This is a genomic window from Hyunsoonleella jejuensis, assembly GCF_900111025.1.
In the GTDB taxonomy this organism is placed as follows: Bacteria; Bacteroidota; Bacteroidia; order Flavobacteriales; family Flavobacteriaceae; genus Jejuia; species Jejuia jejuensis.
The window spans coordinates 633,004-654,891 of sequence record NZ_FOFN01000003.1 but is presented as its reverse complement, the minus strand read 5'-3'; the positions used below and the strand labels follow the sequence as shown (position 1 = coordinate 654,891).

23 protein-coding genes and 1 tRNA gene are annotated in these 21,888 nt (G+C 34.0%); 16 read left to right on the top strand and 8 right to left on the bottom strand.

What is annotated here, in order from left to right:
- The gene (locus tag BMY39_RS12665; protein ID WP_092580192.1) at positions 1-1,695 is read left to right on the top strand and encodes a M56 family metallopeptidase; all 1,695 of its coding nucleotides are present in this window, start codon (positions 1-3) and stop codon (positions 1,693-1,695) included.
- Between the two features lie 492 nt (positions 1,696-2,187).
- Positions 2,188-2,340, top strand: a complete 153-nt coding sequence (locus BMY39_RS12660) for an SsrA-binding protein (RefSeq protein WP_092580297.1) — start codon at positions 2,188-2,190, stop codon at positions 2,338-2,340.
- 42 nt (positions 2,341-2,382) lie between these two features.
- Here the strand turns inward: BMY39_RS12660 and BMY39_RS12655 are convergent.
- Positions 2,383-2,456: transfer RNA gene (locus tag BMY39_RS12655), tRNA-Arg, on the bottom strand.
- Positions 2,457-2,627: 171 nt separating this feature from the next.
- Between BMY39_RS12655 and BMY39_RS12650 the strand changes: the two genes are divergently transcribed.
- Together BMY39_RS12650 and BMY39_RS15120 are read left to right on the top strand one after the other, a co-directional pair.
- Complete coding sequence (locus tag BMY39_RS12650) at positions 2,628-3,632, top strand: c-type heme family protein (protein WP_092580190.1); 1,005 nt, start codon at positions 2,628-2,630, stop codon at positions 3,630-3,632.
- 121 nt (positions 3,633-3,753) lie between these two features.
- Complete coding sequence (locus BMY39_RS15120) at positions 3,754-3,903, top strand: hypothetical protein (protein ID WP_177176603.1); 150 nt, start codon at positions 3,754-3,756, stop codon at positions 3,901-3,903.
- A 72-nt stretch (positions 3,904-3,975) separates the two neighbouring features.
- Here BMY39_RS15120 and BMY39_RS12645 read toward each other — a convergent pair whose 3' ends face one another.
- Together BMY39_RS12645 and BMY39_RS12640 are read right to left on the bottom strand one after the other, a co-directional pair.
- A complete protein-coding gene (locus BMY39_RS12645) occupies positions 3,976-6,078 on the bottom strand; it encodes a TonB-dependent receptor domain-containing protein (protein ID WP_092580188.1) in 2,103 nt (700 codons plus the stop codon).
- 66 nt (positions 6,079-6,144) lie between these two features.
- A complete protein-coding gene (locus BMY39_RS12640) occupies positions 6,145-6,522 on the bottom strand; it encodes a hypothetical protein (RefSeq protein ID WP_092580186.1) in 378 nt (125 codons plus the stop codon).
- Positions 6,523-6,712: 190 nt separating this feature from the next.
- Between BMY39_RS12640 and BMY39_RS12635 the strand changes: the two genes are divergently transcribed.
- From BMY39_RS12635 to BMY39_RS12580, 12 genes are all read left to right on the top strand, one after another.
- Positions 6,713-7,357: a DUF2202 domain-containing protein gene (locus BMY39_RS12635; protein WP_092580184.1), complete on the top strand. Its 645-nt coding sequence runs from the start codon at positions 6,713-6,715 to the stop codon at positions 7,355-7,357.
- Positions 7,358-7,498: 141 nt separating this feature from the next.
- Positions 7,499-8,809: a TolC family protein gene (locus BMY39_RS12630; protein WP_092580182.1), complete on the top strand. Its 1,311-nt coding sequence runs from the start codon at positions 7,499-7,501 to the stop codon at positions 8,807-8,809.
- Positions 8,810-8,921: 112 nt separating this feature from the next.
- Positions 8,922-10,058, top strand: coding sequence for an efflux RND transporter periplasmic adaptor subunit (locus BMY39_RS12625; RefSeq protein ID WP_092580180.1), 1,137 nt, complete (start codon positions 8,922-8,924; stop codon positions 10,056-10,058).
- A 50-nt stretch (positions 10,059-10,108) separates the two neighbouring features.
- Positions 10,109-13,303, top strand: a complete 3,195-nt coding sequence (locus BMY39_RS12620; RefSeq protein ID WP_092580178.1) for an efflux RND transporter permease subunit — start codon at positions 10,109-10,111, stop codon at positions 13,301-13,303.
- Positions 13,304-13,309: 6 nt separating this feature from the next.
- The gene (locus tag BMY39_RS12615) at positions 13,310-13,615 is read left to right on the top strand and encodes a hypothetical protein (RefSeq protein WP_092580176.1); all 306 of its coding nucleotides are present in this window, start codon (positions 13,310-13,312) and stop codon (positions 13,613-13,615) included.
- A gap of 19 nt (positions 13,616-13,634) precedes the next feature.
- The gene (locus BMY39_RS12610; protein WP_092580174.1) at positions 13,635-13,820 is read left to right on the top strand and encodes a YgaP family membrane protein; all 186 of its coding nucleotides are present in this window, start codon (positions 13,635-13,637) and stop codon (positions 13,818-13,820) included.
- A gap of 80 nt (positions 13,821-13,900) precedes the next feature.
- Positions 13,901-14,533, top strand: coding sequence for a Crp/Fnr family transcriptional regulator (locus tag BMY39_RS12605; RefSeq protein ID WP_092580172.1), 633 nt, complete (start codon positions 13,901-13,903; stop codon positions 14,531-14,533).
- Positions 14,534-14,638: 105 nt separating this feature from the next.
- Complete coding sequence (locus BMY39_RS12600; protein WP_092580170.1) at positions 14,639-15,196, top strand: YeeE/YedE family protein; 558 nt, start codon at positions 14,639-14,641, stop codon at positions 15,194-15,196.
- 3 nt (positions 15,197-15,199) lie between these two features.
- A complete protein-coding gene (locus BMY39_RS12595) occupies positions 15,200-15,613 on the top strand; it encodes a DUF6691 family protein (protein WP_092580168.1) in 414 nt (137 codons plus the stop codon).
- Positions 15,614-16,405, top strand: a complete 792-nt coding sequence (locus BMY39_RS12590; protein WP_092580166.1) for a sulfite exporter TauE/SafE family protein — start codon at positions 15,614-15,616, stop codon at positions 16,403-16,405.
- A gap of 68 nt (positions 16,406-16,473) precedes the next feature.
- A complete protein-coding gene (locus BMY39_RS12585) occupies positions 16,474-17,886 on the top strand; it encodes an MBL fold metallo-hydrolase (RefSeq protein WP_092580164.1) in 1,413 nt (470 codons plus the stop codon).
- A 3-nt stretch (positions 17,887-17,889) separates the two neighbouring features.
- Positions 17,890-18,159 carry a heavy-metal-associated domain-containing protein gene (locus BMY39_RS12580; protein ID WP_092580162.1) on the top strand — a complete coding sequence of 90 codons (270 nt, stop codon included), beginning with the start codon at positions 17,890-17,892 and terminating at the stop codon, positions 18,157-18,159.
- A 55-nt stretch (positions 18,160-18,214) separates the two neighbouring features.
- Here BMY39_RS12580 and BMY39_RS12575 read toward each other — a convergent pair whose 3' ends face one another.
- The 5 genes from BMY39_RS12575 to BMY39_RS12555 form a co-directional block, all read right to left on the bottom strand.
- Complete coding sequence (locus BMY39_RS12575) at positions 18,215-18,490, bottom strand: ATP-dependent Clp protease adaptor ClpS (protein WP_092580160.1); 276 nt, start codon at positions 18,488-18,490, stop codon at positions 18,215-18,217.
- Between the two features lie 30 nt (positions 18,491-18,520).
- Positions 18,521-19,357: a 50S ribosomal protein L11 methyltransferase gene (gene prmA, locus BMY39_RS12570; protein ID WP_092580158.1), complete on the bottom strand. Its 837-nt coding sequence runs from the start codon at positions 19,355-19,357 to the stop codon at positions 18,521-18,523.
- A gap of 133 nt (positions 19,358-19,490) precedes the next feature.
- The gene (tpiA, locus tag BMY39_RS12565; RefSeq protein WP_092580156.1) at positions 19,491-20,243 is read right to left on the bottom strand and encodes a triose-phosphate isomerase; all 753 of its coding nucleotides are present in this window, start codon (positions 20,241-20,243) and stop codon (positions 19,491-19,493) included.
- Between the two features lie 64 nt (positions 20,244-20,307).
- Positions 20,308-20,796: a TlpA family protein disulfide reductase gene (locus tag BMY39_RS12560; RefSeq protein WP_092580154.1), complete on the bottom strand. Its 489-nt coding sequence runs from the start codon at positions 20,794-20,796 to the stop codon at positions 20,308-20,310.
- 7 nt (positions 20,797-20,803) lie between these two features.
- Positions 20,804-21,880, bottom strand: a complete 1,077-nt coding sequence (locus BMY39_RS12555; RefSeq protein ID WP_092580152.1) for an ABC transporter permease — start codon at positions 21,878-21,880, stop codon at positions 20,804-20,806.
- Positions 21,881-21,888: the final 8 nt, after the last annotated feature.

Sequence of the window (21,888 nt, the reverse complement as noted above, 5' to 3'; positions counted from 1 at the left end):
ATGGAATATCTATTAAAAACTTGCGGTATAGTTGTTATTTTTTACTTGTTCTATTTAGTGTTTCTTAAAAAAGAAACGTTTTTTAAGTGGAATAGACTTTTCTTGATAGGTGGTTTAGTATTGGCTGCAGTATTACCTGATATAATTATACCTGTTTATGTGGAATACACACCTATAGATACTTCAAATTTTGTTCTTGAGGCTTCAGAAATCAATAATACTAACCCAAGTTTAGGTACGGAAGAATTTTTAGCTCTACTATATTTAAGTGGTGTTGTATGCTTTCTTGTTCACTTTATATTTCAGTTTTTTTCACTTATGACTATTATCTGGAATAGCAAACAGAAACGCATTGGGAAATATATTTATGTAGAAACAAAAAAACAAGTTTTGCCTTTTTCATTCTTTAATTGGATTGTTTATAACCCTAACGGATTTAACAATCCTGAACTAGAGCAAATATTAACACATGAAAGGATGCATGCAGACCAATACCATTCTATTGATGTGTTACTAAGCCAAATGTTTTGTATTCTGCTTTGGTTTAATCCTTTTGTATGGCTATATGCAAAAAGCTTAAAGCAAAATTTAGAATTTCTTGCAGACCATAGTGCTATTAAACAATCCAAATGCAAAACATCATATCAATACACATTGCTTAAAGCAAGCGTTCCAACCTATCAATTGGTACTGAGCAATAATTTTTATAATTCATTAATCAAAAAACGAATCGTTATGTTACACAAATCACAATCAAAAAAGACAAATCACTTAAAATTTTTACTCATTGCGCCAGTTTTAGCCATTTTTTTAATGAGCTTTAATACTGAAGCAGTTTTTATACAAAAAGAGACTACTCCCGTATACAACATTTCAACAGAAGCAGAGCTTGATGTACCAAATATGGATGCTATTAAACCTGCTGAAAAAACGTCTATTCCCAAAATAGCTGCTACCAATAAACTAGTAAGTAAAAAAGTAGCTGTAAAAGCAGAACCTAAGGCAACTATTACTGCTCAAGATAAAAAACCTGATGAGATTATAATTATAACTAAAAATACTAGCGATGATGAACTCAATACTATTGCTGCATCCCAAAAAGAAAATGGAATTACCTTAAATATTAGCGGCGTGCAACGTAATAAGGATGGAGAAATAACAGCCATTAACATTATAGCTAAAACAGCAGCATCTAACGCTAATTATAGCGTTAATAGTGATAATCCTATAAAATCCATTATAATTCAGTACGATTCTGACGACAACTCTATCTCCATAGGAAATGCCAAATATTCTAATAATTATGCTTTTGTGTCTTCAGATGGGAAAAAGAAAGTAATTTCTGCTGGGAAAAATAAAAATCTAGTAATTGTTGAAGAGATTAGAGAGGAAAAGGGCGACTCTGAAGACGATGTAATTGAAGAGGTTATCACTATCACAGAAACTAACGCTGCTGAAAATAAAAAAGTAATAATTAAGAATAATGAAGAAAGCGAAGTTATAATTAAAACGTCCGATACTCAAAATCCAATATATATTATTGATGGCAAAGAAGTAAAGCAAAAGAAGTTAGAAAAAATAAATCCTAACACTATAGAAAGCATAAATGTACTTAAAGGTGATGGTGCTATTGAAGCATATGGTGACAAAGGAAAAAATGGAGTTGTAGAAATTCATACCAAAAAGAAAAAATAGAAAACAGCAAACTCATAATATAATTTAAGACACTCAAGATTGAGTGTCTTTTTTTTTTAATAATTCATTTAATAAAATGATAAAATGGGTGAAAATTGGTCATCTACTAATCAATCTTCCCTTGGCTTTGAAAAAATACCTCAAAAACCCCCTTGATTTGTTTCAAAATGAAATACAAATAAAATCATATAGTTTCAAACATTAACTTAACAGAAGACGGTCACATAAATACTGAAATCAATTCTATTTTTTTGCTTACAAATCACTATTCAAATTCATCGATTTTTAAAAAAACGTTTGGCAGACTATATGGCTAATATATATATTGAAAAAACAATGATAGTATTAACCTTAAAAACCAAAACAAATGATAACGCTTGCCAAATTTCTAGTTGATGTAATTTTATTTATTATATCTAGTATTTAAACAAAAAGGAACGTAAAACTTAGTCTAGAATAAGTTTTACTATTTTTGTTTTAATTATGAAAACATTGAAAAAACAAGTTTTTAAATTTTTGGCGAAGGTTAATAAAAGTATTTTACCAAGCTATTCTAAACAAAATTTAGATTTATCAAAAGCCAGTAAACTGCAAATGGCAATTATTGGATGGCGCTGGTATGTTACCAAAAATGCCCTAGATTAATTTTAAAAAAAAAGACCTCCATTTAGGAAGTCTTATTTTCAGTGACCACGGCAGGATTCAAACCTGCAACCTCTTGAGCCGTAATCAAGTGCGCTATTCAGTTGCGCCACGTGGCCTTTTTAAGTGGGTGCAAATATACATTTTTTATTAAAACTCCACCAAACAATTTCTTTCTATTTAAATAAATTTTTGGATAACCTCATTTCTTAAATGAACCAAATTATAAGTAACTTAAGTTACAATGTATTTACAGATTGCAAGGTAATTTTAAGGTTTAATACGAAAGCATGAAAAATCTTTTACTCCCTTTACTCCTTCTCGCACTTATTTTGTTTTTAAGCTGTAATAATTCTAAAAAATCAGACTATTCTGTTAAAGATAAACAGACCAATAACAACAACCATCCGGGAAAAAAATTAATGGAAACCAATTGCTATGTATGCCACAGCCCTTCGGCAGACCATGACAACAGAATAGCACCCCCAATGATAGCCATTAAGAAACATTACATTGATGACGCTACTACTAAAGACCAATTTATTACGGCGATGCAAACTTGGATAAAAAACCCGAATGAAAAAGATGCTAAGATGTTTGGTGCTGTAAGACGATTTGGTGTCATGCCTAAAACACCATATCCTGAGGAAACCATAAGACAAATTGCAGATTACATGTATGATAATAACATTGAGCAACCGGATTGGTTTAAAGCCCACTTTAACGACGAAAAAGCAAAGCGTAAAGGCAAAGGAAATGCCATGGGAACCGGTAGGGGCAAAAAACGTGCACAAACAAACTTTCAGGATTTACCATATGCAGAACGCGGTTTAAAATATGCCTTATCTACAAAAGTGGTACTTGGTAAGAATTTAATAGGTACCATTCAAAAAAAAGGAACTTTAGAAGCCATAGCATTCTGTAATGAGCGGGCATACCCGTTAACAGATAGTATGGCTGACGTATATAATGCAAAAATTAAACGAGTTTCCGATAGACCACGAAACAAGAAAAATAAGGCCAATATTGAAGAACTAGAGCATATAAAGTTTTTTAATGAAACAATTGCAAAAAATGAAGAACCAAAACCTATAGTTAAAGAAAGCGATGAAAATGTACATGTTTATTACCCGATAGTAACAAATACTATGTGTTTACAATGTCATGGCAAACCAAACGAAACTCTAGAAGCAGCTACGCTTAACAAGTTGAGAAAGTTATATCCAGATGATAAAGCAATTGGTTACGATATTAATGAAGTAAGAGGAATATGGAGCATTAGTTTTGTAAAGTAAATTATGAATGATAATTCAGATAAACTTTTATCTAAGTTTTTACATACTGACAAATATCATATTTCATAATACTTACTATTAATACTTTTAGTCTGGTTAAAAACGGGAAAAATATATAATTATGATAACTCAAAATATAGCATTATTCAATTGGAACAATGGTGTAATAATGATTGGAGTTTTTGCACTAGCTTGTTTATTCCTTATTGGCTTCTTAATAAAATTCATGGCCAGCGGCGGCAAGCGTAGCGATGAACCTAAAGACAAGTAATGAAAACTTTATTCGTAATAACAAAGGAGCGCATAAAATGCGCTCCTTTGTTGTAATAAACTTATATTTATATTAAAATTTAAACTGTAAAAAAGCCGAAATATTTCGTCCAGGTTCTGTTATTGGCGTTCTTCCAAAATTTGCTTGGTTTGTAAAGGAGAAGTTTAAATGGTTGTTATAGGCTTCATCAAAAACATTAAGTACAGCAACACCTAGCATAATATTTTTAATTGGTTTTACCCCTAAACGCACATCTAGAGTTTGATAACCATCCGTTGTAGTTTCTCCAAAACTTCTTGAAATATTGTCTTGTTTTGAGACTAGACTATACTGAATATTCCCCCAAAATTTATCCCTTTCTATACCTAAAGAAAGTCGCGTTGTAAACGGAGGTGTTAATGGCAGTGATTCTGCTAAATCCTTGTTTTTTGCATATACGTAAGAACATTTAGTTTTAAAATAATAATAATCTAAAAAGTCAACTTGCGCCGTAGCTTCAAAACCAGTTTTATAAGCCTCATCAAGATTTCTAAAAACTTTTGGGTTTCTTGGTTGCGCCATAGGATTAAACTTTCTACTCAATGTTTTGTCTACTACACCAACTATATAGTTTTCAAAAAACGAATAGTAAAAAGCCATTTCATACTTAAAGCTATTAAAGCCATTTTTAAGCGGTTCTCTTCCTTTAAATCCAATTTCAAACTGATTATTAACTTCGGCTTTTAAATTAGGGTTTCCAATATACTCAAAAGGGTCTTGACCAACATTAAAATGATTAATAAAACGCTCTATCATATTAGCAGAACGTACACCGCGGCCATAAGCAGCTTCTAAAGTAAATTTATCTGAAACTATTTTTTTAATAGACACAGTACCACTAACATTATGTTCTGTACGCTTTTTTAAATCGTACAAGGAGGCAAAGTCATCTTCAGGATCTTGTATGTCTGAAATAACATTATCATAACGTATCCCTGCAGTAAAAATAGTTTTAGAACTCAGATTATATTTTGCTTCCGTAAATACACCAATATCTGTAATGTAAGAGTCTTGCCAAACTTTATCATTAAACACCATTGGCATCGGTAAAGGATTACCATTCATTATTTTTACCAATCGTGTTCGGCCTCCATCTCTAGCAATATGCATTGCGTCTATACCAGAAAACAGATTTAATCTTTCTGTTGGCTTCCAGTTTAGTTCCAATTTACCTCCAAGAGTTGTGGCATCAACGGCAGATGCGGCTTCCATCATTCTAAAAGAAGGCCTATTGTTGTTGGTCATTAAATGATCTACATAGCTATAATACGCTTTTGCTGTTAGTGTTTTTAGCGTTTTGCCAATGTTGTCCAATTTGTAATCTAATGCCAATATACTGCTATTGTCATATTCTGTATCCATAGGCAAAGCAGCATGAAGTACATCGCGACCAAAAGATTGTCGCCAATGCGCTTGCAAACGTTGGTCGCTAGAAAAATTATAGCCTATTTTAATACCGTAGTCTGTACTTTTAAATGATGAAGGAATTTCCACGCCATCACCATCTTTGTAGTTTCCAAAATCCCTGTAGCCTGCATTGGCTACGATATCATATTTTTCCTCTAAGTACTGTATTTGCGCTAAGTTTACCAAAGCGTTGCCGTTACTTTCGTAGCCAGCGGAAACTTTTCCATGCAATCCATAATCTTCATAATCGGGCTTTTGAGTTACCAAATTAACGATACCTCCAAACGTGGCACCATGTCTTACCGTGTAGGGGCCTTTAATAATTTCAATTTTCGAGATTTCTTCAGGAATAATATGTGTGGTAATGGGGTCCATTCTGTTAGGGCAGGCATGCATTGCTTTGGTGCCACCATCATACTGAATATTCAATTGTTCATATTGTGCGGCTCTAAACGAAGGATCGATAGCATAATTTCCTCTTTTTATAACCGAAAAGCCATTAATGTTATTAAATAAATCGGCCACGTTTTTAGGTTGCACAATTTTTTCTTCGTATTCATTGGCAACAACAGTAAGTACTGGGTCTGTTTTTATATTTCCCTTTACAATAACCTCATTAAGCGCTATTGTTTTTTGTTTTGCGGTATCCTTTTGGGTTTCTTTGTTTTTTTGTCCATAAGATACAGCGGTAATTAGCATGCATAGAAGCACACTATAAATTATTTTCATTTATAGTATTTTAATTTTTTAACTTAAATAATTGATGTAGTGATTACTACCTGTAATAGAAGTTAATTACGCTCTTGGGGGATGAAAAAAATCGTAACTATTCACAAAAGAATATAAGTTTTGATAAGCAACAATAGCGAGTTTTTTATTGTAAGCTAGCTTGGAAAACAAAAAGTTTGTTTCTTGATTTGGATAAAGGATGATTTCTTTGAAATCAATAATACTTTCTGGGGTTCTTTGTTTTTTATCTTCCGATTGTGCGAGTTTTTTTAAATGACACTTACCGTTGCACTCAAGTTCCGGCTGGTCTTTGTTTTCACACAGGTTCTCAATAAAACCAATAGGGTCTAATTCAAAATAAGCATAAGTTAAGGATGTTTTAATACTATTAACCAGTATTAAAGCACTTAATAAAACAAGAGCTATATGTGAGCTTATCTTCATTACCGTGCAAATATAAAATAGCCAGATATTTTATTTACAAACTTTTATCATGTTTTAAAAAAAAAACATACCAAATCAAATCTTTTAATTTAGTCTAAAAAGTTCTCATTCTCTATTTTAATATGTAACATAAGTTACTGATAGCCCTATTCTTATTGTGTACATTTATATGTGATTAAACCTAAATGACATGAAAAAATTATTGACAAAGCGCTTAGTTACTATTATAATATTAGCGGTATCATTTACATTTTTAAATACCTGTAGTGATAACAATGACGATATGGAAAATAACGGTATAAATAATGATTTCATAAGTGAAACATTCGTAGAAAAAGACAAAGCTGCTTTACTATTTATGTTGGAGGAAGAAAAATTAGCAAGAGACACATACATATATTTAAATAATTTATGGTCTATTAATCAATTCGCTAATATTAAAAATAGCGAACAAACCCATATGAATGCAATAGAAAACCTGCTAAAACAATACACTATTGAATACGAGATATTACCCACTGGCGAATTTGCAAATAAAGAATTACAATCATTATATGATCAATTTATAATTGATGGAGCTACTAGCGATGTAAACGCACTTAAAATTGGAGCCACCATTGAGGATTTAGATATTGTAGATCTGCAAGTGTATATCGACGCAAGTTCTAACGAAAGGATAATATCAGTTTTTGAAAGTTTAAAGTGTGGTTCTCGAAATCATTTAAGAAGTTTTGTAACCGCTATTGAAAAAAATGGGAGCTCCTATACCCCTCAATTTTTATCTCAAGAAGCTTACACTAGTATCATAATAGCAAATAAAGAAAAATGTAATTAATTTTGGTTGGATTAATTGGTTTGATTAAAAGCACTCTGTAAAAGGAGTGCTTTTTTATTATAACTATTGTTATGGTAAGTAACATAGGTTACAAATTTCAATAGTAGCTAGATGTATTTTTGTACTACAAACTATTAGTCTATGAAAAACAAATTTCACATTGCAATATTGCTTTTACTATTAATAAATATATGCTTAAATGCGCAAGAAGTACAACCCATTACAAAAACGGATGTTTTATCTAGAGCACTTGAAAATAACACAAGCATTAAAATTTCTGAAGAAGCCTTTAAACTAGCAAGAGCAGATTATAGACAAACCAATGCGGTATTCTTACCAAACATTACTGCAAGCCATACAGCTATGGCTACAACAAACCCATTAATGGCGTTTGGCGCTAAATTAAATCAGGAAATTTTAACACAAAACGATTTCAACCCTTCATTATTAAACAATCCCTCGCAGATTGAAAACTACGCTACCAAACTAGAAATCCAGCAACCTCTAATAAATATAGATGGCATTTACCAACGTAGAGCTGCTAAATCTAAAATGGAGGCCATGTCTTTAAAAACACAACGTACACAGGATTTTTTAGTTTTTGAAATTGATAAAGCTTACATGCAATTACAACTTGCCTACAAAGGCGTTGCTGTTTTAGAAACGGCACTAGAGGCCGCAAACGCCAACAAAAATATAGCTGATGATAATTTTAAACAAGGGTATTTGCAACGTGCCGATGTGCTAAGTGTTGAGGTAAGAGTAACCGAAGTAAAAAACCAATTGCAAATGGCTAAAAGTAATGTGTTAAACGCATCAAACTATATATCATTTTTAATGAACGACAAAAACTATGTGGTGTACAAACCAATGGATGACCTGACGGTTTCCTCTTTTGCGTTAGAAGATACAGCAATATCAGAAAACCGATCGGATATTAAGGCGATGCAATTGGCAACAAATGCGTTTGAAGCTAACAATAAAGCTGATAAAATGGCTTTTTTACCAAGGCTTAATGCATTTGGAAGCTATGAATTGTACGACGACCAGATTTTTCAAGCTGATGCCAATGGGTACACTTTTGGTGCACAATTAAGCTGGAATATTTTTCAGGGGTCCAAGCGCTTTGGGAAAGCCCAAAAAAGCAGAGCAGAATTTGAAAAATCTAAATTAGAATATGACCAATATGTATCACAAAGCAATTTAGAATTAAACAAAGCAAAACGCAATTTATTAGATGCTGAAAATAAATTAAAACTTACCGCTTTGGCATTAGAACAATCGGAAGAATCATTGAGAATACGTTCTAATAGATTTAAAGAAGGTTTAGAAAAGACATCAGAATTGTTGCTCGCTGAAACACAATACGCACAAAAACAACTAGAGTATTATCAAACCATTTTTGAGTACAACTATGCGCAAGCGCATTTAAAATTTTTAACAAAGGAGTAAATAGCACACAGTAAGCAACTGCAGTATTCGGCAAATGTCTTTCTAATAAGAACGCAATAAACAAACTGCTTGTTGAAATATATAATGAAATAAGAACATCAAATTAATAAACATGAAATATAAATATACAATCCTAACAATTTCTATGATATTACTATTGGCAAGTTGCGGCGGCGAAGGCAAAAAAACTGTAGCAGATAATGCGCCAATAGTTTCTGTAAAGGTAAATCAGGTAGAAACTAATGGGAACCACACATTACTATCGGTTAGTGGAAAAGTTCAAGCCAAAAATAGTGCAGACTTAAGCACTAGAATAATGGGGCACGTTAGCAAGGTAAACGTTAATGTTGGCGACAAGGTAAAAAAAGGGCAATTATTAATCTCTATAAACAATAGCGATTTACAAGCAAAACAGGCCCAGATTAATGCAAGTATTACAGAAGCCACCGCAGCATTTAATAATGCTGAAAAGAATTATAATCGTTTTAAAAACTTATTTGCCGATAACAGTGCATCACAAAAGGAAATGGATGATATGACCGCCAATTATGAAATGACTAAAGCCCGATTAGAAGCTGTTAAACAAATGAAAAATGAGATTGCGGCTCAATTCACATACTCGAATATTACCGCACCGTTTTCAGGAATAATTACTTCAAAAACTGTTAAAGAAGGTGATATGGCGAATCCTGGGCAACCCTTAATATCATTAGAGTCTCCTAACGATTTTGAGGTAATGGCCATGGTTCCTGAAACCGAGATTTCAGAAATAGAAACTGGAACAACGGTTAATGTTTTGGTAAAATCCCTTACCACATCCATTAAAGGAAAAGTTAAGGAAGTAAGCACTTCTGCTAAACATACGGGAGGACAATATTTAGTAAAAATAGATTTGGAAAAAACTGATGCCAATATACTATCTGGTATGTTTACAACGGTTCAGTTTCCAGTGGAAAGACATGGAGCATCAACAATAGTGCTAATTCCTCATGAAGCCATTGTAACCAATGGTCAATTATCTGGAGTTTATACGGTAAGCCAAAGTAACACAGCCATTTTACGCTGGTTGCGTTTAGGCAGAACTTTTGGAGATCAAGTAGAGGTATTGTCAGGTTTAAATGCAGATGAAGCTTACATAGTTTCTGCAGAAGGAAAATTATATAATGGTGCAAAGATAAGCCCATCCTCAATCCTTCTCAAAGGGGAAGAATCCAATACGGAATCAAACATAAAAAAAAGTACTAATTAAAATTTACCCGTTCAGTTTTTCCCCTTTGGGGGAATTAAAGGGGGCTTATTATGAAAGAAGGTATCGCAGGAAAAATTGCTAAAATCTTTATGCAATCTAAGTTAACTGTGTTGTTAATGATTGTATTTATGATAGTTGGCGTGTATAGTTCATTCTTAATTCCAAGAGAAGAAGAACCGCAAATTGATGTGCCTATAGCCGATATTTTTGTAGGGTATCCTGGTGCAAGTCCTACCGAAGTGGAATCTCGTGTTATTAAACCCCTAGAGCAATTAATCTCCAACATTAAAGGTGTAGAATATGTGTATTCCACATCCATGAAAGAGCAAGGGATGGTTATTGTACAATTTTACGTAGGTGAAGATATTGAGCGAAGTTTCGTAAAACTATACAATGAAATAAACAAACATATGGACCAAATGCCAGCAGGTGTTACATTTCCGCTGGTAAAAACACGTGCTATTGATGATGTACCCATACTAGGCTTAACTTTATGGAGCGAAAGTTATGACGATTATCAGTTAAGCCAAATGGCACAAGAGTTAGAGACTGAGATTAAGAAAGTAAAAGATGTAGCAATCACAAAAAAAATTGGTGGTAGAAACCGTCAACTACGTGTAGTTTTAGATAAAGACAAATTAGCAGCAAGCGGATTGGATTTCCTGTCGGTTTCTGAGATGATTAAAGCAAACAATAGTCAATTAAATTCTGGCAGTTTTGATAAGAACGATACAGAGTTTTTAGTAAATACCGGTAAATTTTTAGAATCGGCAACAGATGTTGAAAATCTAGTAGTTGGTGTGCAACAAAACCAACCTATATACCTTAAGCAAGTTGCTAAAATTATTGATGGACCAGAAGTGCCACAAAATTATGTGAGTCTAGGTTTTGGGAAAGGCAGTGATAAAGCATCTGAATTCCATTCCGAATATCCTGCAGTTACCATTTCGGTAGCTAAAAGAAAAGGTGCAGATGCTATGAAAATAGCAGAAGTTATCATCGATAAAATAGAGCATTTACGAACCTCTCTAATTCCAGATGAAGTTCATGTTGAAGTTACCAGAAACTATGGTGAAACCGCATCTCATAAAGTTTCAGAATTACTTCTTCACCTTATAGGCTCAATTATAGCCGTAACTATTGTAGTAATGCTTGCCATGGGTTGGCGAGGTGGTTTGGTAGTATTTCTATCTGTTCCAATCACCTTTGCGTTAACGCTGTTGAGCTACTTTATGCTAGATTATACACTTAACAGAATTACATTATTTGCTTTAGTGTTTGTAACAGGAATTGTGGTAGACGATTCTATTATTATTGCCGAAAATATGCACAGGCATTTTAAAATGAAGCGTTTGCCTTTTAAACAGGCAGCTCTTTACGCCATTAACGAAGTAGGAAACCCCACTATTTTAGCCACCTTTACCGTAATTGCATCAGTATTGCCTATGGCCTTCGTCTCGGGGTTAATGGGACCCTATATGGCACCAATGCCCATAGGAGCATCTATCGCCATGATATTATCCTTATTCGTTGCTCTTACCATTACCCCTTATTTGGGCTATATTTTCTTAAGGGAAAAAGATAAAAAGGGAGCAAAAGAAAAACCAGAGAAGGCCGTTGAAGACACTAGGATTTATAAGGTTTATAACAAATTTGAAAGACCTTTGTTAGAAAATAGAGGAAAACGTTGGTTGTTTTTAGGAGGAACTTTTGCACTTTTAATAGGAACGACGCTGCTGTTTTTTACCAAATCGGTAGCTGTAAAAATGTTACCATTTGATAATAAAAACGAATTTCAGGTGGTTATAGACATGCCTGAAGGCACTACGCTAGAACGTACTGCTGTAGTTACTAAAGAAATTTCTCAGTACTTATCTACTAGACCAGAAGTGGTGAATTACCAAAATTACATTGGCACCTCAGCGCCAATTACCTTCAATGGCTTAGTACGTCATTACGATTTGCGTGGTGGAAGTAATATGGCCGACATTCAAGTAAACCTATTGGATAAATCAGACCGCTCCATACAGAGCCATGGTATTGCAAAATTGTTGCGTCCAGATATTCAGAAGATAGCTTCAAAATACAACGCCAACGTAAAGCTTGTAGAAGTGCCACCTGGACCACCAGTATTATCTACTATTGTTGCTGAAGTTTACGGACCAGATTATGATGAGCAGATGAGTATTGCTAACAACATTCAAACCATTTTAAAGCATACTACAGATGTAGTGGATATTGACTGGATGGTGGAAGCAGACCAAACCGAATACCAATTTGAAATCAATAAAGAAAAAGCGATGCTGTATGGTGTTGCACCACAACAAATTGCGTACACGATGAATATGGCACTTTCCAACAGAGCTATTACAAATCTTTATGATGAAGATGCCGTAAATCAAATCCCTCTGGTATTGGTATTGGATGAACAAGAAAAATCTACTATTACAGATATTTCACAGCTAAAAGTAAAATCAAATCAAGGCAGTATGGTACCTATCGCAGATGTGGTAACCATTAATAAAAGTACAGCTGCTAAAAGTATTTATCGTAAAAACCAAAAACGTGTGGTTTATGTTTTGGCAGATATGGCCGGCGAGTTAGAGAGTCCTGCCTACGCTATACTTGGTATGGAAGAAAAATTAAAAGAAATCCAGTTACCAAAAGGCTTTAAAATAAATGAAATGTACTTGGGTCAGCCAGAATTTGAAGATGACTATACGGTAAAATGGGATGGAGAATGGCAAATTACCCTAGAAGTGTTCAGGGATTTAGGTATTGCCTTTTTAGGAGCCATTATCTTAATTTACATCTTAATTGTGGGGTGGTTTCAAAACTTTAAAGCACCAGTAGTTATGATGGTGGCCATACCTTTATCGCTAATAGGGATTATTCTAGGCCATTGGATTATGGGAGCCTTTTTCACAGCAACTTCCTTTATAGGCATGATTGCACTAGCAGGAATTATGGTGAGGAATTCGGTATTATTAATCGATTTTATCAACTTAAGAACTGCAGAAGGCGTTCCGTTAAAACAAGCAGCTATTGAAGCCGGTGCTGTACGTACCACTCCTATTTTACTTACTGCAGGTACGGTAGTAATTGGCGCATTCGTAATCTTATTCGACCCTATATTCCAAGGATTAGCCATCTCGTTAATGGGAGGAACTATAGTATCTACGGTATTAACATTGCTCGTTGTACCATTAGTGTATTACATGATAGAAAAGAAGAATTTTAAATAAAACTATATGAAATTAGTAATAGTCACAGCTGTAGAAGAATTTAAAAAAGACGTTTTAAAACTCTTCAAAAAAGCCAATATTGAAAATTTTAGTAGCTCGGATATTGATGGTTATAAAAATAGCTCATCATTACTAATGACTTCAAGTTGGTTTCCTGGTGAAAAATTCGGTAACGAGTCTCGCATGTTTTTTTCGTTTGCTGAGGATTTAAATATTGAAAAACTGTTTGACTTGATAAAAGAATTTAATAAAAACCTTGAAACCAATAATCCTGTAAAAGCGATTATGGTTCCTATTGAAAAATTTATATAATATTAAAAATTGAAATAATATGCTTAATACATATTTCAGAGTTATTGTAGGTACGATGGTATTACTAAGTGTAGTGCTCACATTTTACGTGCACCAAAATTGGATGTGGTTCACCGTTTTTATTGGTGTAAACTTAATACAATCGGCATTTACAAAATGGTGCTTGTTAGAAACTATATTGCAAAAACTAGGCGTAAAAAAATAACGTTTTACTTCAAAACCTAATTTAATAGGTTAGTAAACCCAAATAATAATTTAATACATTTTAAATTGTTATTTTTGGGTATGAATCAAAATCTATTACAACAAAAATTTTCCCATGTTTTTGATGAGGATTTAATTGCTGAAATTTCAGAAAACGGTATATTCAAAAACTTCAAGAAAGACGATATAATTATTGATATCGATCAACCTCTAAATTTTATTCCCCTATTATTAGTTGGCGACATTAAAATTATTAGAGAAGATGACGATGGCCATGAAATATTGATATATTTTCTAGAAGCTGGGGAAACCTGTACCATGTCATTAACTTGCTGCCTAGGTATAGCAAAAAGTAAAGTAAGGGCTATTGCTGAAAAAGACTCCAGTTTAATTATGATTCCTGTGCAATACATGCAAACATGGTTTGATAATAATGCCAGTTGGAGAAATTTTATACTTCAAAGCTATCAAATTCGCTTTGAAGAAATGCTTGAAGCTATTGATAGTCTGGCATTTATGAAAATGGATGAACGCTTATACAAATATTTAAAAAATATGGCTATGATCGATGAAACCAATACAATATCCATAAAACATCAAGATATTGCTGAAGATTTAAATACATCGCGCGTGGTTGTATCTAGGCTTCTTAAACAGTTAGAAAACGAAAGCAAAATAAAATTAGGACGAAATAAAATTGTAATATTATCATAGTTGTAAAATCAACCTTACTATTTTTTCCATTTGAAATTATAAAAAGTTTTAGTTTCGCAAATCTTATTTAAAACATAAACTTCAAACTAAATTCGCAAATAAAGTATGACTCATATATTAGACCCTTGGCCTTGGTACATTTCTGGCCCACTAATAACCTTAGTAATGGCCATTTTACTCTATTTTGGTAAAACCTTTGGCATGTCTTCAAACCTAAGAACCATGTGCACTATTGCAGGCGCGGGAAAGTTTGTTGACTTTTTCAATTTTAGATGGAGAGATCAAATTTGGAATTTAACTGTAGTCCTCGGTGCCATTATTGGTGGATTTTTTGCAGTTGAATTTTTATCTAATGATTCTGGAACAAATTTAAATCCAACCACAGTTAGCGAACTTGAAAATTTAGGATTTAACAATCCTGGGAAAACATTGGTGCCCAACGAAATTTTTAGTTTAGACGTTCTTGCATCACCAACGGCCTTGATAGTCCTTGTTGTGGGTGGATTACTCGTAGGTTTTGGTACACGTTATGCTAGTGGTTGCACATCTGGTCATGCCATTACAGGCTTAAGTAGTTTTCAAAAGCCTTCCTTAATAGCGGTTATTGGCTTTTTTATTGGTGGCCTTATCATGGCTAATTTCATTTTACCCTTAATTTTTTAAGATATGAAGTTTTTAAAATTTTTATTAGTAGGTATATTTTTTGGAATTGTTTTAGTGAAATCTGAAGCTGTATCATGGTACCGTATTTATGAGATGTTTCGCTTTCAGTCCTTTCACATGTATGGTATCATAGGTACTGCTATAGCCTCGGGTATTTTGTTCGTGCAACTTGCAAAAAGAGGTATAATAAAAAGTGTAAACGGTTCAAAAATACATGTTCCGAAGAAAGAAGATGGTTTAATACGATATATTATTGGTGGTACAATTTTCGGTCTTGGTTGGGCGCTTGTTGGTGTTTGTCCAGGCCCAATGTATATTCTTTTAGGTACCGGTGTTTGGAGCATGGTTATTGTTATAGTTGCTGCTATTTTTGGAACATTTATTTATGGACTCCTAAAAAATAAGTTGCCGCATTAAATGGATTCAATTGAGATACTTGGCTATATTGGCGCTTTAATAGTTGGTTTAGTCTTAGGCCTTATCGGTGGTGGGGGATCTATTCTAACAGTGCCGCTTTTGGTTTATCTTTTAGGATATAACCCAGTAATTGCAACAGCATATTCCCTATTTGTTGTTGGCACATCCTCTATGGTTGGTACATACCAGAAATATAAAAAAGGCTTAGTTGATTTTAAAACAGGTTTAGCATTTTCATTCCCTTCATTTGTTGCTGTGTACTTGTCGCGACGCTACCTGGTTCCAGGGATTCCAGACACACTCTTTAGTATTGGTAGTTTTAGCCTTACTAAAGCTATGGGGATTATGATATTTTTTGCCATTATCATGATAGTTGCCTCCTACTCCATGATAAAAAACAGAAGAGAAAACCTTGAAACATCTCAAAGCCAGCCTTATTATAAGACCTTTGTACAAGGTTTAATTATTGGAACCGTAACTGGACTTATCGGTGCAGGTGGCGGGTTTTTGTATGTTCCCGCGCTTGTGTTATGGGCTAATATCCCCATGAAAAAAGCAGTTGGTACATCGTTAATCATAGTAACCATAAATTCTTTGATTGGATTTTTGGGAGATGTGCAAACTCTGGACATTGAATGGAGGTTCCTTTTAATTTTTACAGGTATTTCTATATTAGGCATTGTTTTAGGTGTATTCCTTTCAAAATTTATAAGCGGTAAAAAATTGAAGAAAAGCTTTGGTTACTTTATTTTAATAATGGCTACTTATATCATTTATAAAGAGTTAAAATAGTTTTAAAAGTTATGTTAGTTACAAACCATACCGAAGAGGTTTTGTAATTTTGATAAAATTTATAGGTTATGAAAATAGAACAAATATATACGGGATGTCTTGCTCAAGGTGCCTACTACATTGAATCTGATGGTGAGGTTGCAATTATAGATCCGTTACGCGAAACGCAACAATATATAGACAAAGCTGAAAGTGGAAACGCTACAATAAAGTACATTTTTGAAACGCATTTTCATGCGGATTTTGTTTCAGGTCATGTAGATTTAGCCAAAAAAACAGGTGCTACCATCGTGTTTGGCCCTGGAGCAAAAACAGAATATGATATTCACGAAGCAAAAGATAATGAAACTTTTAAACTGGGAAATATTACAATTAAAGTATTGCACACACCTGGACACACTTTAGAGTCTACGACATATTTACTACTTGATGAAACTGGTAAAGAACATGCTATTTTCTCAGGAGACACACTGTTTTTAGGTGACGTTGGCAGGCCAGATTTAGCCATAAAATCAGACTTAACCAAAGAAGATTTAGCTGGTATGCTATACGATTCGCTACGACATAAAATTATGACATTGCCGGATGATGTTATTGTATATCCCGCTCATGGCGCAGGTTCTGCTTGTGGTAAGAATTTAAGTAAAGAAACGGTTGGGATTTTGGGAGACCAGAAGAAAACCAATTATGCATTGCGTGAAGACATGACCAAAGAGGAGTTTATTAAAGAAGTGTTGGATGGCATAACACCTCCGCCGCAATATTTTGCAAAAAATGCGATGATGAATAAAGTGGGTTACGATGCTTTTGAAACTGTATTAAAAAAAGGAGATACACCATTAAATCCTGAAACGTTTGAAGCTATTGCGAACAATGAAGGCGCTTTAGTGCTTGATGTACGTACAGAAAAAGAATTTGTTGAAGGGCATATTCCCAATTCTATTTTTATTGGATTAAATGGAGGATTTGCGCCTTGGGTTGGTGCTTTAATTACAGATTTAAAGCAACCTATTTTACTTGTCGTACCGAAAGGTCGTGAAGAAGAAACCGTTACCCGATTGTCGCGCGTTGGTTATGATAATACACTTGGTTATTTGGAAGGCGGTATAGACGCTTGGAAAGAAGCTGGAAAAGATATTGAAACGGTTACATCTATTCCTGTTAATGAGTTTTCAAAGCGTTTTAAAGAGCAAAATATTAAGGTTTTGGATGTTAGGAAAGATGGAGAATATAAATCTGAGCACCTACAGGGCGATAATGTACAGCACTTTGCATTAGATTATATTAATGATAACATGAACACCATTGATAAAAACGAAACCTATTTTCTGCATTGTGCAGGTGGTTATCGTTCGGTTATAGCAGCATCTATTTTAAAAGCAAGAGGTTTTAATAACTTAATAGATATTGCAGGAGGATTTGGTGCAATTAAAAAAACAGATTTACCAACTACAGACTTTGTTTGTCCAACAACCCTATAAACTATGAAAGCAACTCTTGAAATACAAAACCTTAAATGTGGTGGATGTGCCAATACGATAACCAAAAAGGTTTCTGAAGTAGAAAACATATCTCAGTTAGAAGTAAATAACGATAATAATACCGTATCGTTTAAATATGAAAGTGATGACGCTCTTGAGAAGGTAAAAACAGTATTAAACCAAATAGGTTACCCTGTTGTTGGAGAAAAAAATGCGCTTACTACCAAAGCTAAATCGTTTGTAAGTTGCGCCATAGGTAGGATTAATAGTTAAAAAAAAGCCTATAAGCATTGATTCCTATAGGCTTTTCAAGTTTTTATAAAATCTATTAAATAATTTCGGCACTCAATCCTGCCTCTAAAAGCTTAGAGCACCGCGGTTTTAAATCGTCATATTCTCCTGTTTTTACCGTACATTTCCCTTTGTAATGCACAATTAAAGAGCATTGTTCTGCTTGTTCTGCCGTGTGTTCACAAGCATTAATTAACGTATTTATTACATGGTCGAACGTATTAACATCGTCATTGTACAATACAATTTCATTTTGTTTTAAGACCTCTTCCTTAAGTAATAATTCTTCTGAAAGTTTTTCTTTTGAACTCATTTTTAAATCTTTTTGGGAGCAATTCTTTTACTAATTTAAAAATTTTAACGAAACCCAATTATTTCGTTCTAGTTTTTCTTCAAATTTTAACAGATATTTTTCACATTCTTGCTGTATCATTGGAATATCATCTGCATAAAAACCACTTAAAAACAATACACCACTTTTGTTCAAGCAAGATATATAAGTAGCCATATCCTGCATTAAAATATTACGATTAATGTTTGCGATAATTATATCGTACTTTTTATTACCCAAAACAGAGGCATCCCCTTCTATCACCGTAATATGCTTACAGTTGTTACGTTCTACGTTTTCTAAACTATTTAGATAGCACCAATTATCGTAATCTATGGCATCAATGGGTTTTGCACCTTTTAGTTCGGCTAAAATTGCTAAAACGCCTGTACCACAACCCATGTCAAGAACTGATTTTCCCTCAATATCATTTTTTAAAATATGCTGAATCATCATATGTGTGGTTTCATGATGCCCTGTGCCAAAACTCATTTTTGGTTCAATAATAATGTCGTATGGCGTATTGAATGATTCATGAAAGGGTGCCCTAACGGCACATATATCGTCTACAATAATAGGGTTAAAATTTTTCTCCCATTCGGCATTCCAATTGGTTTGTGCTATCTCTTCAAACGTATAAGATATTTCAAACTCCTTATGGTTTAAAATTTGAATATCGTCTAAAATATCTGCTCGCCATTCGTCTTTTTGAATGTAAGCGGTTACGCCATCTTCAGTTTCTACGAAACTTTCAAAACCGGCGTATCCTAATTCTGCAATTAAAATTTCGACTGCTGGTTGTAACGGACTCACTTTGAAGTAATAGCCTAGGTAAATAAGATGAGACATATAGTTTTAAAACGTTATTGGCACATATACCCGCGTTAGCGATTGTAAAGGAAAGCCCGCAGCGGAGGCACGACGCGAGGACTTGAAATGTAAAGCGCGACCCCGCCATAAGCGGGGTAACGCCATAATTATTTTAAAATGCGTTTACGATGGCAAAGAAATCTTCGGCGTTTAAAGACGCTCCGCCAATTAAGCCACCATCTACATCTGGCTTAGAGAAAATCTCTTGTGCATTGGCTGGTTTTACACTACCTCCATAGAGAATTGACACTTCATCTGCCACTGCATTACCATAGTTATTCGCCAAGGTTTTTCTTATAAATGCATGCATATCCTGTGCTTGTTCCGGACTTGCAGTTTCACCTGTACCAATGGCCCAAACAGGCTCATATGCTAAAACGATATTTTTAAAAGCAGAAGCATCTAAATGAAATAATGCGTTTTTTATTTGATTTCCTACTACAGTTTCTTCGTTACCTGCTTTTCTATCGGCCAATTCCTCTCCAAAACAGAAAATAATACGCATGTTATGTGCTAAAGCGGTATCAACTTTTTTGGCTAATGATGCATCGGTTTCGTTAAAATACTCACGACGTTCGCTATGGCCTAAAATTACCGTTTTTACCCCTACGCTTTTTAACATAGACGCGCTGATTTCGCCAGTATACGCTCCATTTTCAGCAAAATGCATGTTTTGGGCTATTACCTCTATAACCGTATTATCTTTTAGAGTTTGATATGCTTGCCATAAGTTAGTTGCCGTAGGCGCAATCATTACCTCTGCATCTGATGTTTTTACTTGATGTTTTAGTTCTGAAATTAGCGTTTCGGTTTGCGCTAAATCGTTATTCATCTTCCAGTTTCCTGCTACGATATGTTTTCTCATAAGATTGATTTGTGCTTCTATTTTAAGAAGGAATTTAGTATTGATTTATGTAGTGCAAAAATACTTAATTTTTTAGAGCTTCAATCAACTTTTCATCATCAGCTTCAATAACATCAAATACAACGATTTCGCCAGCTTCATTTACCACCATATACCGAGGAATCCAACCGATATCTACAAAATCTCCAAAGGCCGTTTTTTTGCCCTTAGGTAAATAAAAATGCTCGCCTACTACATTGTATTTTTCTATACCGCGTTTCCATGATGCTTCGTTTCTATCTAAGGAGAAAAATAAATATGATACTTCTGGATATTTCTGCTGAAGCGCTTTTACCTTGGGCATTCCTTTTATACAATCGCCACACCATGAGGCCCAAATATCTATAATAATGTTTTTTCCTTGATGGTGTTCTAAAATTGATTTTAATGATATAGTATTGCCCTCTAAAGTTGTAAACGTATCGCTTAAAGCGGCTTCACTAAACTGTGTTGGTGGTTCTGCACAACTAAAAAAACCGAATAGGGCTAACAACAAATAACTTAATTTTTTCATGCTTCTTTTATTGTAATTTTACTTTTGGATCTAACCAAACATAAATTAAGTCGACTAAAATATTAATCATTACAAATAAGGTGGCGATTACTAAAACCGAACCCATAATTACAGGTAAATCTAAAGTGTTTAGTGAGTTTACTATTTCTTTACCTAGTCCGTTCCAGCCAAAGATAAATTCTACAAAAACTGCGCCGGCCAACATAGAGGCAAACCACCCAGAAATGGCCGTTACTACAGGATTTAATGCGTTTTTTACAGCATGTCTTTTTATGATTTGAAACTCGCTTAAACCTTTTGCTCTCGCTGTTCTGATATAATCTTGATTAAAAACTTCTAACAATGAATTTCGCATTAACTGTATGACTACCGCTAGCGGACGAATGCCTAAAACTATTGCTGGAAGAATGAGGTTTTTCCATTTGATGTGTATATCCTCACCAAAATCGTCTAATTCGTACAGACTCCCAGTCATTTCTAAATTGGTGTATTCGTGTAATATATATCCAAAAAACCAAGCGAATAGAATTGCACTAAAAAATGAAGGAACGCTCATGCCTAAGGTACTAAAAATTTGGATAGATTTATCTAACCATCGGTCTTTATACAAGGCTGAAACTATCCCCAATAACACACCTAAAATCATAGCGATTACAATTGCTGAAACAGCTAACGCAAATGTATTAGGCAAGGTTTCTCCTAAAACTTGTGTTACTTTTTTACCTTGTTTGGTAAAGGATTCCCGTAGATAGGGAAACTTTAAAACTGCTGTTGTATTTCCTATGGAAAATAAAGGTGCTGCGCTATACTTGTTTTCTGATAAAAAGGTATAATCTTCTTTGTTTTTAGAGTGAAACGATATCGGTAATAAATCGTTGATGTAATACCCATATTGCGTTAAAATTGGTTTATCAAAACCATATTTTGCTTTTACCTTAGCCAACTGTTCACTATCCTCGTTCTGCCCCATCATCATTTGCGCAGGATCTCCCGGAAGCACATTGAATAAAAAGAAAATAACCGTAACTACTCCAAATAGTGTGAGTATTGCGTAAAGGGTTTTATTTAAGAAGTAATTTATCAGACTTAGTT